This window comes from Streptomyces sp. NPDC043176, from assembly GCF_056436715.1.
In genome coordinates, this window is record NZ_JBWKCA010000036.1 from 19,580 (window position 1) to 34,262 (window position 14,683).

The 14,683-nt window shown below is 75.5% G+C and carries 8 protein-coding genes; 2 read left to right on the top strand and 6 right to left on the bottom strand.

The window, feature by feature from the left end; all coding sequences use genetic code 11:
* Window positions 1-30: 30 nt before the first annotated feature.
* Both AC067A_RS35210 and AC067A_RS35215 read left to right on the top strand, forming a co-directional pair.
* On the top strand, window positions 31-3,795 hold the full coding sequence (locus tag AC067A_RS35210) for a trypsin-like peptidase domain-containing protein (protein ID WP_479247382.1): 3,765 nt from the start codon (window positions 31-33) through the stop codon (window positions 3,793-3,795).
* A gap of 31 nt (window positions 3,796-3,826) precedes the next feature.
* Window positions 3,827-4,792, top strand: a complete 966-nt coding sequence (locus AC067A_RS35215; protein WP_479247384.1) for a bifunctional riboflavin kinase/FAD synthetase — start codon at window positions 3,827-3,829, stop codon at window positions 4,790-4,792.
* A 220-nt stretch (window positions 4,793-5,012) separates the two neighbouring features.
* Here AC067A_RS35215 and AC067A_RS35220 read toward each other — a convergent pair whose 3' ends face one another.
* From AC067A_RS35220 to AC067A_RS35245, 6 genes are all read right to left on the bottom strand, one after another.
* Window positions 5,013-6,167, bottom strand: coding sequence for an oligopeptide/dipeptide ABC transporter ATP-binding protein (locus tag AC067A_RS35220; protein WP_479247417.1), 1,155 nt, complete (start codon window positions 6,165-6,167; stop codon window positions 5,013-5,015).
* The gene (locus tag AC067A_RS35225) at window positions 6,065-7,030 is read right to left on the bottom strand and encodes an ABC transporter ATP-binding protein (protein ID WP_479247386.1); all 966 of its coding nucleotides are present in this window, start codon (window positions 7,028-7,030) and stop codon (window positions 6,065-6,067) included. Before AC067A_RS35225 ends, AC067A_RS35220 begins: the two co-directional genes overlap by 103 nt.
* A complete protein-coding gene (locus AC067A_RS35230) occupies window positions 7,027-7,986 on the bottom strand; it encodes an ABC transporter permease (protein ID WP_479247388.1) in 960 nt (319 codons plus the stop codon). Before AC067A_RS35230 ends, AC067A_RS35225 begins: the two co-directional genes overlap by 4 nt.
* Window positions 7,983-9,044, bottom strand: coding sequence for an ABC transporter permease (locus AC067A_RS35235; RefSeq protein WP_479247390.1), 1,062 nt, complete (start codon window positions 9,042-9,044; stop codon window positions 7,983-7,985). Before AC067A_RS35235 ends, AC067A_RS35230 begins: the two co-directional genes overlap by 4 nt.
* A 3-nt stretch (window positions 9,045-9,047) precedes the next feature.
* Window positions 9,048-10,880, bottom strand: coding sequence for an ABC transporter substrate-binding protein (locus AC067A_RS35240; RefSeq protein ID WP_479247419.1), 1,833 nt, complete (start codon window positions 10,878-10,880; stop codon window positions 9,048-9,050).
* Between the two features lie 192 nt (window positions 10,881-11,072).
* On the bottom strand, window positions 11,073-14,546 hold the full coding sequence (locus AC067A_RS35245) for an SCO5717 family growth-regulating ATPase (protein ID WP_479247391.1): 3,474 nt from the start codon (window positions 14,544-14,546) through the stop codon (window positions 11,073-11,075).
* Between the last annotated feature and the right edge of the window lie 137 nt (window positions 14,547-14,683).

Genomic DNA, 14,683 nt, shown 5'->3' on the forward strand with positions numbered 1-14,683 from the left:
GGTGATCACCGGCGGCCTACCGTCGTCACCATGGGACGCGGGGACCTGGCGACGCTGGTGCGGATCTGCGATCCGGCGGGCCGGCCGCGCGGCACCGGATTCCTCGCCGACCACCACGGAACGGTCGTCACCAGTCACGAAGCCGTCGACGGGCTCAGCCGTGTCGTCCTGCACGCCCCCGGCGACCGCACCTGGCTCGCCGAGGCCGAGGCCGTCACCCCGCTGCCCGAGAGCGGCCTCGCCCTCGTCCGCACCGAAGGGCTCGGCGGGCGCCCGCTGCCGCTCGCGACCCGCGCGGAGATCGAACCGGGGACGTACGTGCGGATCGCCGCCCACGGCTGGCGCGAGGCACGCGTCCTCGGCCCCGCCACCGTCACGTACACCGCCACCGACCGCTTCCACGCCCTCGACGACGCCCTCGAACTCGCCATCGGCACCGAGGGCGCCGAGGCGCTCAGACTCGGCGGCCAGGCCGCCGGCGGCCCCGTCCTCGACACCACCACCGGCACCGTCCTCGCCGTCCTCGGCACCGCCCTGCACGGCGACCGCCAGGCCGCCGGATACGCGGTGCCGCTCCGGCCCGACGGCCCCCTCACCGCCCTGCTGCGCCGCAACGCCGCCACCGTCCCCGCCTACGGTCCCGACCTCAACCTCGCCGGCGTCCTCGAACTCACCGCCACCTCCACCGGCCCCGTCGGCGAGACCGGACCCTGGCCCGAACCCGTCGAACGCCCCGACTGCGCCCGCGAGTTCGCCCGCTTCACGGTCGGCGACGCGCCTGTGCTCGCTCTGGTCGGCGGCCCCGGAACCGGCCGTACCACCGCCCTCGCCTCGCTCTGTGCCCACCGGGCCCGCGGCGAGGAGCCCGCCCCCACCGTCCGGCTGCGCGGCGCCGACCTGCGCGCCGACGACCACTCCCTCGCCGACGCCGTCGGCCGCGCCCTCCACCAGGCGGGGCGCATCGTCGCCGCCTCCGGGGCACTCGGCGACACCACGACCGCCACCCCCGAGCGCGCCGCCGCCCTCGCCCGGGACGCCGGCCGCCCCCTCCTCGTCCTCCTCGACGGCCCCGAGGAGATGCCCCCGCGCCTCGCCCACCGCCTCGCCGACTGGACCGCCGCCACCGAGCGGTGGCTCCGCGCCCACCACACCCGGCTCGTCACCGCCTGCCGCCCGGAGCACTGGGAACAGGCGGGCGCCCTCTACGGCCCCGACGCCCTCCACCGTCCGCCGGGAGCCCCGGGCGACGGACCGCCCGCCGCCGTCACCCTCGGCGCGTACTCCGAGAGCGAGGCCAGGGACGTACGCGGGGGGTACGGGCTCGACGAGACGGACCTCGCCGAGGCGGACGCCCGGCACCCGCTCGCCCTCCGGCTGCTCGCCGAGGTCCGCGCGGCCCTGCCCGGCGGGGCCCCCGGACGGCCGGGCCGCGAGGAGATCTTCACCGCCTACCTGGACCTCCTGTGCCTCCGCGTGGCCGTCCGGATCGCCGCGGGCTCCCGGCCCCTCCTGCGCGGCACGGCCGTACGCCGTCTCGCCGCGCGCGTCACCGGCCAGGTCCACGAGGCGGCCCGTCGCTGTCTCGGCCCCGGACACGGGCTCCTCGACCGCGACTCCTTCGAGGAGCTCTTCCCCTGGCGGGAGGGCTGGGCCTCCGCAGTCCTCACCGAAGGCCTCCTCGTCCCCGCCGGCTCCGGCTACCGCTTCGCCCACGAGGAACTCGCCGACTGGGTCCAGGCCGCCCACCTCGACCTCGACGCCGCCCTCCACTCCCTCGTCCACCGCCACCACGACGACCCGTCCGCCCCCGCGACCGCCCATCCCGCCCGCCGGGCCGCGCCGGCCCTCACCGCGGCCACCGCCTCGGCCGCCCCGGGCCCGGTGACCACACCGCACTCGCCCGTCACCCCGGGCCCGGTGACCTCGCCGCACGCGCCCGTCACCCCGGGCCCGGTGACCTCGCCGCACGCGCCCGTCACGCCGGGCACGGTGGCCGCCCCGGGCCCGTCCACCGTTCCCCGGCAGCGGGACGGTGTGCCCCCGGCGGGAGCGGCCGGGCACCCGCCCGTGCCGCCGCACCGCATCGGGCCGGTCCTCCAGGCCCTGCTGCTGCTCCACCGGGAGCGCGGACCGGCCGGGCTCGCGCCCCGGCTCGCCGCGCTCGTCGAGTCGCTGGCGCGCTTCGCCGACGCGGGCCCGGACGAGGACCCCGGCGGGGACGGTCCCTGGTGGGCCGCCCGGCTGCTCGGCGAGAGCGTGCGGCGGTTGCCCGACCCCCGGCCGTACCTGCCCGTCCTGCGGCTGCTCGCCGACCGCGTCGGAGCCCGGCCCGGACGGCCCGCGGCCCTCGCCCCCTTCGGGCCGGGGTTCTGGCAGAACCTGCCGCTCGGCGAGGACGAGCGCATCGACCTGCTGCGCCGCCTCGTCCCGGCCGACCCGCCGCCCCATCCCGCGGCCGACGCCCCGCGGGACCGCGTCGACGCGGCCCCGACGCGTGAGCGCGCCGCCGCGGACGCCCCGGACGGCGGGGCCCGTGGTGAGGAGCGGGCCCTCGAGGTGGTGGCGGGGATGCTCGTGGCCGACCCCCGCGGGGTGCAGCCGCTGCTGTGCCGGTGGTTCGGGGACGAGCGGCCGGTGCCGGGCCCGCCGGGGGCCACCGTGGCGACGACGGCGCAGGCGCTGCTGCACACGCGGAGGGGGCCGGCCGTCGACGACCTGTGCGAGGCGCTGGTCGCCACCGCGCACCCGCTGGCCGACGGGCTCCTGGCGGTTCTCGCCGAGGACGAGCCGGCGGCCGTCTGCCGGGCGGTGGACCGCTGGGCCCACGACGACGGACGTCCGGAGCGGAGGGTGGCGGCCGCCGCCTACGGGCAGCTGGTCGCCGACCACGCGGGCACCTCCGCCGACCGGGAGCTGCTGCGCTACGCGGCCCTCGCGCTGCTCGCCCGCCCCGGCGACCGGTCGCTCCACGGTGCCGCCCTGGGCCTGCTGGTCCGCGACCCGCACACCAGGGCCCGCCATCTGCCCCGGGCCCTGGCCGAGCCCCGGGTGCCGGCGGCCGCCCTCGCCGAGGCGCTCGGCAGCCACCCCGAGCAGGTCCTCGGCGCCTTCCGCACCCGGCTGCGGGGCGCCGGTGAGGAACCGGCCGCCGCGCTGCGGGCGCTCGCCGAGGTCGACACCCCCGCACTCGCCCGCAGGATCGCGGCCCTCGTGCGCGACTACGCGGGCCGCCACCCCGACGGCGCCGGGCACGTGGCCGCCTTCGTCGACCGCCGGTTCGAGGACGGACCGGCGGCCAGGGCGGTCCTGCACCCGCTGGTCGCCGGCCTGATCAGGGGCCGCCCCGCGCCCGTGCGCCGCGCCCTGGCGCCGGTGCTCGCGGCGCCCGGCACCGGTGCCTCCCGGCACCTGCGCGCCGAGCTGCTCGACGTACTCCTGGAGCACGAGCGGTACGAGGCCGAAACGGGGGAGTTCACCGTCCTGGAGGCGCTCCTGGCGGCCGCCGCCGAGGGCGCGGGGCGGCGCAGCGAGGCGCGCACCCGGGACCTCGTGCACCGGGTCGGCGTCCTGTGCGCGCGTACGCCCGACGGCGTCCGGCGCTTCGACCGGGCCCTCGCCGCGCACTGCCGCGCGTTCCCCGCCGTCGCCGCGCTGCTCGCCCGCTGGACGGACGCCGCCCCCGGCGACTGGGCGCCGCTGCTCGGCCCGGACACCCTCCGGACGTCGCGGAGCCGCGGCACCTCCATGCCGATGCCAACCGATGGCCGTCGGCATGGCAGTCTTAGACCGGCGTAATCGGCGAACAGGCGGACGAGGAGCGGTCACAGTGCAGCGCTGGCGTGGCTTGGAGGACATTCCCCAGGACTGGGGGCGCAGCGTCGTCACCATCGGCTCCTACGACGGGGTGCACCGCGGACACCAGCTGATCATCGGGCGGGCCGTCGAGCGCGCCCGGGAGCTCGGCGTCCCCACCGTCGTCGTGACGTTCGACCCGCACCCCTCCGAGGTCGTGCGGCCCGGCAGCCACCCGCCGCTGCTCGCCCCGCACCACCGGCGTGCCGAGCTGATCGGGGAACTCGGCGTGGACGCGGTCCTGGTGCTGCCGTTCACCGCCGAGTTCTCCCAGCTGTCCCCGGCGGACTTCATCGTCAAGGTGCTGGTCGACAAGCTGCACGCCAAGGCCGTCATCGAGGGCCCCAACTTCCGCTTCGGGCACCGGGCCGCCGGCGACGTCGCGTTCCTCGCCGAGCTCGGCGAGACCTACGACTACGAGGTCGACGTCATCGACCTGTACGTCAGCGGCGCGGCGGGCGGCGGCCGGCCCTTCTCGTCCACCCTCACCCGCAGCCTCGTCGCCGAGGGCGACATGGCCGGAGCGGCCGAGATCCTCGGACGCCCGCACCGGGTCGAGGGCATCGTGGTCCGCGGCGCGCAGCGCGGCCGCGAACTCGGCTTCCCGACGGCCAACGTCGAGACGCTGCCGCACACCGCGATCCCCGCGGACGGCGTCTACGCCGGCTGGCTGACGGCGGCGGGGGAGCGGATGCCGGCGGCCATCTCGGTCGGCACGAACCCGCAGTTCGACGGCACGGAGCGGACGGTCGAGGCGTACGCGATCGACCGCGAGGGGCTCGACCTGTACGGCCTGCACGTGGCCGTGGACTTCCTGGCGTACGTGCGCGGCATGCTCAAGTTCGACACCCTGGACGACCTGCTCCAGGCGATGGCCGGCGACGTGCGGCGCTGCCGCGAGCTGACGGGGACCTACGACCGGGAGCACCCCGCGCCGTAGTCCCCGTCGCGGCGCCCCGCCCGGCGCCCACCAGTCGACCGGGAGCTCCGGCGGGCCGCGGACCCGCCCCCTCGACTGCCCCGTGACGCCCTCGGGGCCGCCCGCGAGCCGCGGGTCCGGAGGGCGGCACAGCAGCGTGGAGAGTCCGCCGGACCGTGAGCGCACGGGGCTGAGGGGCCTCGGCGGACGTCGCCCGGCCGGACCCCTCGGCCGGGGCGGCTCAGCCCCGTACTCCCTCCCGCCCCGCCCAGTGGCAGGCCACCGCCTGCTCGCCGCCGCCGCCCAGGACGGGCAGGAGCTCGTCGCGGCAGCGGTGGGCGACGGCGGCGGCCTCGCCCGAGGCCAGGACCTGGCAGCGGACGTGGAAGCGGCAGCCCGTGGGGATGCGGGAGGGGTCCGGGGGCTCGCCGGTCAGGACGACCGAGGGGTCCGCGGACTCCGGCAGGACGGACAACAGGGCCTGTGTGTAGGGGTGCTGCGGGCGGGTGAGGACGGACTCCACCGTGCCGGTCTCCACGACCCGCCCGAGGTACATCACCGCCACCCGGTCGGCGATGTTCCACGCCAGCCCGAGGTCGTGCGTCACGACCAGGGCGGAGAGCCCGAGTTCGTCGCGCAGGCGCAGCAGCAGCGCCAGGATCTCGCCGCGTACGGACGCGTCGAGGGACGCCACCGGCTCGTCGGCGACGATCAGTTCGGGCTCCAGGACCAGCGCGCCCGCGATGACGACCCGCTGGCGCTGTCCGCCGGACAGCTCGTGCGGGTAGCGGAGGAAGAAGCGTTCCGGAGGCCGTAGCCCCGCCCGCGCGAGGGCACCGGCGACCGCGGCCCGCTCGTCCCCGGCGTACCCGTGGATCCGCAGCCCCTCGGCGACCGCGTCGTACACGGTGTGCCGGGGGTTCAGCGAACCGCTCGGGTCCTGGAGGACCAGCTGGGCCCGCTTCCGGTAGGACCTGAGGGCCCCGGAGGTGTACGAGAGCGGCTCGCCGTCGAAGGCGACCGCTCCCGACGTGGGCCGGACCAGGCCGAGGAGGGTGCGGGCCAGCGTCGTCTTGCCGCAGCCGGACTCCCCGACGAGGGCCACGATCTCGCCGGGGGCGACGTCCAGGTCCACCCCGTCCACCGCGCGGGCGGGCGGCGCGCCGCGCCGGCCGGGGAAGGTGACGTGCAGTCCGCGCGCCGACAGCAGCGGTCCCGCGCCGGAGCCCGTTCGCCCGGCGCCGGCGTCGCCGGGTCCCGGGGCGGTGTCCACGGCATCGCTCGCGGTGTCGCTCATGTCGTGCTCCCCACGTGTACGCAGGCGGCCCGGCGCCCCGCGCCCGCCTCCCGCAGTTCCTGGTCCTCCTCGGCGCAGGCCTCCACCGCCACCGGACAGCGGGGCCGGAAGGAGCAGCCGCCGGGCAGGTCGGCCGGGTCGGGCGGGTCGCCCGGCAGGCCGCGCGGCGCCCGCCGGGACGCGAGGTCCCCGACGCGGGGGAACGCCGAGGACAGCGCCCGCCCGTACGGGTGCTCGGCCGCCTCGTACACGGCCCGCGCCGGCCCCTCCTCGACGACCCGTCCCGCGTACATCACGGCGAGCCGGTCGCAGGTGTCGGCGAGGACGGCCAGGTCGTGGCTGATCATCAGGAGGCTGATGGACTGTTCGGCGACGAGCCCCTCGATGAGCCGCAGGATCTGCGCCTGGATCATCACGTCGAGCGCCGTCGTCGGCTCGTCCGCCACGATCAGCAGCGGGTCGCAGGCCAGCGCCATCGCGATCATCACGCGCTGCCGCTGGCCGCCGGACAGCTCGTGCGGATACGCGGCGGCCCGGGCTGCCGGCAGGCCGACCTGTTCGAGCAGCTCCCCGACCCGCCCGCGGGCCGCCGCCGGCGTCGCCCTGCCGTGCACGAGCAGCGGTTCGGCGATCTGGTCCCCGATCCGCCGCACGGCGTTCAGCGAGTGCATCGCGCCCTGGAAGACGATCGACGCGCCCGCCCAGCGCACGGCCCGCAGCCGGCCCCACTTCATGGCGAGGACGTCCTCGCCGTCGAGCAGGACCTCGCCCTCGATCCGTGCCGAGGGCGGCAGCAGGCGCAGCAGCGCCAGCGCGAGAGTGGACTTGCCGCAGCCGGACTCACCCGCCACGCCCAGCTTGCGACCCGCCGCCAGGGACAGGTCGACCCCGCGCACGGCGGGCACGGCGTCCGCGCCCGACCCGTACGTCACCTTCAGGTTCCGCACTTCGAGGAGGCTCAACGCCCCACCCCCAGCTTCGGGTTGAGGACGGACTCGACGGCCCGGCCGCACAGGGTGAACGCGAGGGCGACCAGGGCGATCGCGATCCCCGGCGGGGCCAGGTACCACCAGTGCCCCGAGGAGACCGCGCCCGCCTCGCGGGCGTCCTGGAGCATCCCGCCCCAGGAGACCACCGTCGGATCGCCGAGTCCGAGGAAGGCGAGGGTCGCCTCCGTGAGGATGGCGGTCGAGATGCCGAGCGTGGTCTGCGCGAGCACCAGCGGCATCACGTTCGGCAGCACGTGCCGGCTCATGATGTGGCCGTGGCCCCCGCCGAGCGCGGTCGCCCGCTCGATGTACGGGCGGGACTCCACGGCGATCGTCTGCGCCCGCACCAGGCGGGCGGTGGTCGGCCAGGAGGTCACCCCGATGGCGATCACCACCGTCCACATCGACCGGGACATGACGGTCGCGAGCACGATCGCCAGGACCAGCGTCGGCATCACCAGGAACCAGTCGGTGATCCGCATGACGACGGTCGAGAACCAGCCGCCGTAGTGCCCGGCGATGATGCCGACCAGCGTGCCGATGGCGACCGACAGGGTCGCCGCGAGCAGTCCGACGAGCAGCGAGATCCGCGCCCCCCAGATCAGCAGCCCGAGCAGCGAACGGCCGAACTGGTCGGTGCCCAGGGGGAACTCGGCGCTCGGCGGCTCCAGGGCGGTGCCCGGGGCCTCGGTCACCGACTGCACGTCGGCGCCGACGAGCAGCGGGGCGGCGAGGGCGATCAGGGCGATCAGCGTGAGCCCGGCGAGGCCGAACAGCCCGGCGCGGTGGCCGCGGTACCGCCGCCAGAAGCGGGCCACCGTGCTCCGGCGGCGCGCCCACACCAGCGACGTCCTCGTCGGGGGCGTGTCCTTCGGGGGCGCGTCCGTGGGGGGCGCGCCCTCGGGGGTCGTCTTCTCCGTCGCGGTCATCGGCCCACCCGGGGATCGAGCAGCGGATAGAGCAGGTCGGCGATCAGGTTCATCAGGATCATCGCTCCGGCGAAGACCACGAACAGGCCCTGCACGAGCGGCAGATCGGGCACGCTCAGCGCCTGGTAGAACAGCCCGCCGAGGCCCGGCCAGGAGAACACGGTCTCCACCAGGATCGAACCGGCCGCCACATGGCCCAGGTTGATGAAGATCATGGTGACGGTCGGGAGCAGCGCGTTCGGCACGGCGTGCCGCCGGCGCACCATGTCGTCGCGCAGCCCCTTGGCCCGTGCCGTCGTCAGGTAGTCGCCGCCCATCTCGTCGAGGAGCGAGGAACGCATCACCAGCAGCGTCTGCGCGTAGCCGACGGCGACGAGCGTCACCACCGGCAGGACCAGGTGGTGGGCGACGTCGAGGACGTAGCCGAAGCCGGTCTCGCCGGTCCCGGACTCCATGCCGCCGGTCGGGAACAGGCCGGGGATCGGCCCCATGCCGACCGAGAAGACGATGATGAGCAGCAGGCCGAGCCAGAAGGAGGGCACCGACCACAGGGTCAGTGCGATCCCGGTGTTCAGCCTGTCGCCGAGACCGCCGTGACGCCAGGCCGAGCGGGTGCCGAGCCAGAGGCCGAGCGCCGAGTAGATCACCACGGCGACGCCGGTCAGCAGCAGCGTCGCGGGCAGCTTCTCCGCGATCAGGTCGCCGACCGGGGCGCGGAACTGGAACGAGGTGCCGAGATCGCCGCTCAGGGCCTTGGAGCAGTAGTCGGTGAACTGCTGCCACAGCGGCAGGTCGAGGCCGAACTGGTGCCGCAGGGTGGCGAGTTGTTCGGCCGAGGTGGGCACGCCGTGGGTCATCGCCTTCACCGGGTCACCGGGGATGATCCGGAAGAGGAAGAAGCTGGTGACCAGCACGGCGAAGAGCGAGACGAGCGCGCCGCCCAGCTTCCCCGCCGCGTGGCGGAGGTAGCCGGCGGAGGAACCGGTGCGGGATGCGCCGTCCGTGGCGCGGGCCTCCGGGGCCCGCGCCACGTCGGCGGGAGTGCTTGCCGTCGTCACGTACTACTCGCGGTCGTCGGCGGTGGAGCGGCGGCGCAGCCCGAGGAGGAGGCCGACGCCGACGACGACCACCACGGCCACGACGATGCCCACGATCACCCCGGTGGACGAGCCGCCCTGGTCGTCCTCGGCCTGGGCGGTCGGCACGGCCGACCACCAGCTCCAGTAGCCGTCCTGCCCCCACAGGTTGCCGGCGGCCTCCGGCATGGTCGTGATGGACCGGATCTGATCGGTGCGGTACGCCTCCAGGGCGTTCGGGTAGGCCATGACGTTCATGTACCCCGTGTCGTACAGCCGGGACTGCATCCGCTTCACCAGATCCGCCCGCTTGGCGGCGTCGTACTCCACCGCCTGCTGCGCGTACAGCCCGTCGAACTGCGGGTCGCAGATGAAGTTGTCGGTGGCGCCGGTGTCCTTCGGCGTCGCCGGGAGCGTGCCGCAGGTGTGGATCGACAGCACGTAGTCCGGGTCGGGGTTGACCGACCAGCCGTCGAAGGCGAGGTCGTAGTCGCCCTTGGCCCACGGGTCGGAGACGCTGTCCAGGCACTCGACCTTCAGGCCGATGCCGAGCTTGCCCCACCACTCCTGGAGGTACTTGCCGACCGCCTTGTCGTTGGGGTCGGTGGCGTGACAGAGGATCCGGAAGTCGAGCGGCCTGCCGTCCTTGCCGAGGCGTTTGCCCTCGGCGTTCTTCCGGTACCCGGCGGCGTCGAGGACCTTCTCGGCCGCGGCCGGGTCGTACGCCCGCTTCTGCGCGGCGGGCGGCTCCCAGAAGTACGAGCCGAAGCGCGGCGGGATGTAGCCCTCCCCCTCGACGGCGTGGCCCTGGAAGACCTTGTCGACGATGGTGGTGCGGTCGACCGCGAGGAAGAGCGCCTTGCGCACGGCGGGATCGAGGAGCGCCGGGTGGCCGTTGCCGAAGGTCTTGCCGTCCCTGGCCTTCGCGCCCGGGTTGGTGGCCAGGGCGTAGAAGCGGCGGCCGGGGGCGTCGTTGACCTTGATGTCCTTCTGGGTCTTCAGGGCGTCGGCCTGGGCGGGCGTCAGGTTCGGTACGAAGGAGACCTCGCCCTTCTGCAGGGCGGCGACGGCGGCGTCCCCGTCCTTGTAGTACTTGAAGACCAGCTCGTCGAACTTGGGCGCGCCCCGCCAGAACTTCTTGTTCGGCTTGAGCTTGATGTACTGGTCGACCTTGAAGTCGGTGATGACGAACGGGCCGTTGCCCACGATGGGGAACTGCTTGTCGTTGTTGAACTTCGAGAAGTCGCCGACCTTCTCCCAGACGTGCTTGGGCACGATCGGCACGTCGAGCGCCGTCATCGTCGCCTGCGGCTTCTTCAGCCGGATCACCAGTGTCTGCGGGTCGCTCGCGGTGACCTCGGCGAAGTTGGCCGTGAAGCTGCCGTTCGCCGTGGCGGCGTTCGGGTCGGTCATCATCTTCCGGAAGGTCCAGGCCGCGTCCTCCGCGGTGACCGGCTTCCCGTCGGACCAGGTCGAGTCCTTGCGGATGGTGTACGTCCACGTCAGCTTGTCCGCCGACGGCGTCCAGGCGGTCGCGAGGCCCGGGACCGTCCGCGCGTCCTTGGGGTCGTAGTTGGTGAGGTACTCGTAGGCCAGCCGGTGGATGCTGGTCGAGGTGAGCTTCTGGGCGAGGAACGGGCTCAGCGAGTCGATGCTCTGCGAGACGGCCACCGTGAGCGTGGTGCCGCCGGACTTCTCGTCCTCCGCCCGCGCGGTGCCGGGAACCGCGGCGAGGGAACCGGCGGCGAGACCGGCGGCGAGCAGCAGTCGTAGGGCTCTGCGGACGGGGGCGGGACGGGGTGGAGCCTTCGTGACCATGACCATGGGACGTGACCTCGCGTCGGGGTTTCTGCCGTGGATCTTGGGCTGACGATGGGTGAAGCGAAGGTGTATCAGCGGTGGTCTGCCGTCGTCAACGATCCCTCAAACCCCGTGTGGGCTGCGGGAACGCCATGAGGCTCCGTATCGGAGAGCCGATACGGAGCCTCATTGGTCTACGCCTGTGACGCCTTACTGTTGAGGGGCTGGCGGCGCCTGCGGGGGCCCCTCACCGTCCGTCTGCGGAGGCAGCGGAAGACCCGGCTGCGGCGGTGCCGGCGGCTGCTGCTGCCAGGCCTGCGGCACACCCGGCTGCTGCGGGTACGGCTGTGGCGCCTGCGCCGGATACGGCTGCCCCGGACCGGGCTGCCCGGGTGCGTACTGCCCCGGCATCGGCTGACCGGGCGCCGCCTGACCCGGCATCGGCTGACCCGGCTGGGGGTACGCCTGCGGCGGATAGGGCTGACCCGGCTGCGGCGGGTACGGCTGTCCGGGCTGCGGGGCCTGCGGCGCGTACGGCTGACCGGGAACGGGCTGCCCGGGCGGCGCGTACTGCCCCGGCACGGGCTGTCCGGGCATCGGCTGTCCGGGCATCGACCGGCCCGGCATCGGCGGGGCCATGTGCGGGGGCACCGCCCCCTGGCCGTCGCCGGTCCACAGGCCCTGCGCCTGCTGCGCCCGTACGAAGTCCTCGGCCACCATCGCCGAGAGGTGGAAGTACGCCTCCCGGGTCTTCGGCCGCATCATGTCGAGGTCCACCTCGGCACCCGCCGACAGGTGCTCGTCGAACGGCACGACCACGACACCGCGGCAGCGGGTCTGGAAGTGCTGCACGATGTCCTCGACCTTGATCATCTTGCCGGTCTCGCGGACCCCCGAGATGACCGTGATCGACCGCTGCACCAGGTCCGCGTAGCCGTGCGCGGAGAGCCAGTCCAGTGTGGTCGAGGCGCTCGACGCGCCGTCCACGGACGGCGTCGAGATGATGATCAGCTGGTCGGCCAGGTCGAGCACCCCGCGCATGGCGCTGTACAGCAGACCCGTACCCGAGTCGGTGAGGATGATCGGGTACTGCTTGCCCAGGACGTCGATCGCCCGCCGGTAGTCCTCGTCGTTGAAGGTCGTCGAGACGGCCGGGTCCACGTCGTTGGCGAGGATCTCCAGACCGGACGGCGCCTGCGAGGTGAACCGGCGGATGTCCATGTACGAGTGGAGGTACGGGATCGCCTGCACCAGGTCGCGGATGGTCGCCCCGGTCTCGCGCCGCACCCGGCGGCCGAGCGTGCCCGCGTCCGGGTTGGCGTCGATCGCCAGGATCTTGTCCTGCCGCTCGGTCGCCAGGGTCGCGCCGAGCGCGGTCGTCGTCGTGGTCTTGCCGACACCGCCCTTCAGCGAGATGACCGCGATCCGGTAGCAGGAGAGGACCGGCGTCCGGATGAGGTCCAGCTTCCGCTGCCGCTCCGCCTCCTCCTTCTTGCCGCCGAGCTTGAAACGGGCCGCGTTGCCCGGGTTCCGGCTGGACTTCGGCTTCTGCTTGTTGTTCCGCAGCAGACGGTCGGACGACAGCTCGACGGCCGCGTTGTACCCGAGCGGCGCACCCGGCACGGACCGCTCCCGCTGGTCGTGCGTCACGGGCGAGGGCCAGGCGGCGCCCGTCCGCGGGTCGACGGCCGGATGACCGCCCTGCGGCGGCAGCGGCGCCTGCGGTGCCCCCGGCGGTACGGCACCGGGGTTCGGGTACCCGTACCCGCCCGGCGCCTGCGCCTGCGGAGGTACGCCCGGGGCCCCGGCCTGCTGCGGATAGCCGTAACCGCCCTGCTGCGGAGGCGTCCCCGGGTGCGGGAACCCGTAACCGCCCTGCGGCGCCTGCGGATAGCCGTAACCGCCCGGCGCCTCCGGCGCGGGCTGCGCCTGTGCCGGTACGCCCGCGGCCGCACCCGGAGCACCGGCCCCCGCGGGAGCCGGCCACCCTGCGGTCGGCGGCAACGGCGCGGCCGGCGGCACCGGCTGACCACCCGGCACCGGCTGCCCGCCCGGAGCGGGCTGTCCACCCGGGGCCGGCTGCGCCGGCCACTGCTGCGCAGGCCCGGGAGCCGCGGGCTGGAACGACGGAGGCAGCGGCGGAAGCCCCGCCCCGCCCTGGGGACCGCCCTGGGGACCGCCCTGCGGGCCGGAACCCGGGAACGCCCCGGGCACGTTGCCGTCGGCCGGCGGAGTCCCCGGGTACCCGGGGGCCGGGAACGGTCCAGGCATCGCTCCGGGACCACCGGGCTGCTGCCCCGGCTGCGCACCGGCCGCCGGGTACGGCGGGGCCCCCGCCTCGGCACCGAACCCCTGCGGTGCGGCGCCGCCCGGGTAGGAGGTGTCGGCGGACGCGGCCGCCGGGTAGGGCGCGGGGCCCGCGCCCGGGCCGAAGCCCTGCGGCGCGGGCGCGTCGTGCGGCGCGGCGGCGGGACCCGCACCCGGGCCGAAGCCCTGCGGTGCCGGGGCGTCGTGGGGCGTGGTGGCCGGGGCCGTACCACCGGTGTGCGGGGCGGCGATCGGGTAGGCGCCGGGCGCGGCCGGGGCGCCGTCGGCCGGTTCGGCCGCGGGGAGCGGCTGGGGGGCCGGCGGGTGGGCCCCCACCTGCGCCGCGGGCGCGTCCTCCGTGCCGGGCGGGTCCGCGGGGGAGGCGGGGTCCGCCGGACCCTCCGCGTCGGAGCCGGTCGCGGGGTCCGTGGCGGCGTCGGCGCCGGGGGCCTCGGTCGCCCCGGGCTCCTCGGCCGTGTCGGCGCTCGTCACGTCCGTCGTCGCCACGGGGCCGGCGGCGTCACGGTCCGCATCCGCGACGCTGTCCGTGCCGGAGTCCGTGCCGGAGTCCGTCCCGTTCCCCGGCACGGCCTCCGTGAGGTCGTCCTCGGCGGCCGGGCCGGGGGTCGCCTGGTCCGCACCGGTCTCCGCCGACGGGACGCCGGTGTCCTCCGCCCCGGACGGCGGAGTGACCCCGGCGCTGAGCACGACGGGCTCGCCCGTTCCCGGCGTTCCGGCCGGCGGCACGGGGAGGCCCGTGCCCGCGGGCACGCCCGTGCCGTCGGTGTCGCCGGCGGAGGCCTCCGTCGCGCGCTCGGCCATCTCGCGCTTGAGCGCGGCGGGGGAGAAGCGCATGGTCGCGCCGCTCTCGACGTCGCCGCCGCCGAACGGTGCGGCGGGCGCGTCCCCGGGCTGCGCGGCGAGAGGCGCGGCCGGGGCGACGGGAGCGGCCGGGGCGACGGGGCCGGAAGGGGCGACGGGACCGGGCGCAGCGGCAGGAGCGACGGGAGGCGTCGAGGCGAAGGGAGCGGCAGGAGCGACGGGCGGCACGGGGGTCGCGGGCATCACCGGGGCCGCGGGTGCGGCGGGCGGCGCGGCGACGGGCGGGGCCGGCGGGGTCTGGTTCCATCCGGGCTCGAAGCCGCTGCCGGCCGGAAGGCCGGGGACGGGGAGTCCGGGCACCGGGACCGGGGCGCCGCTCGGCGGCGGGGGAGTGGCACCGCTCGCCCCCGCACCCCCCGACGCGTTCTGCGTGTACCAGGCCGGCGGGGTGTAGTCGATGGTGAACTCACCCGTCATCTCGGCGGGATCCGCGTCGGACTGATCGTCGGCGGGCGGATTCCAACCCCCGTGGACCTCGTCGCGATCGCCGTTCACTTTGCCTCCTGGTGTGGTCGAGCACCCTTGTGCCGTGGTGGGCGGGGCTCTTCCAGCCTAATCGGCGCGGGCATCCGCCGGGCAGGCCCGGCGGGCGCTCCCCGCAGGTCCCGGCGGTCCGGCCACGCCCCCAAGTG

Bases quoted from the DNA above. Each gene is read 5' to 3' on its own strand.
- AC067A_RS35240 (WP_479247419.1), bottom strand. From the start codon at position 10,880: ATGGTCACGAAGGCTCCACCCCGTCCCGCCCCCGTCCGCAGAGCCCTA.
- AC067A_RS35210 (WP_479247382.1), top strand. From the start codon at position 31: ATGGGACGCGGGGACCTGGCGACGCTGGTGCGGATCTGCGATCCGGCG.
- AC067A_RS35230 (WP_479247388.1), bottom strand. From the start codon at position 7,986: ATGACCGCGACGGAGAAGACGACCCCCGAGGGCGCGCCCCCCACGGAC.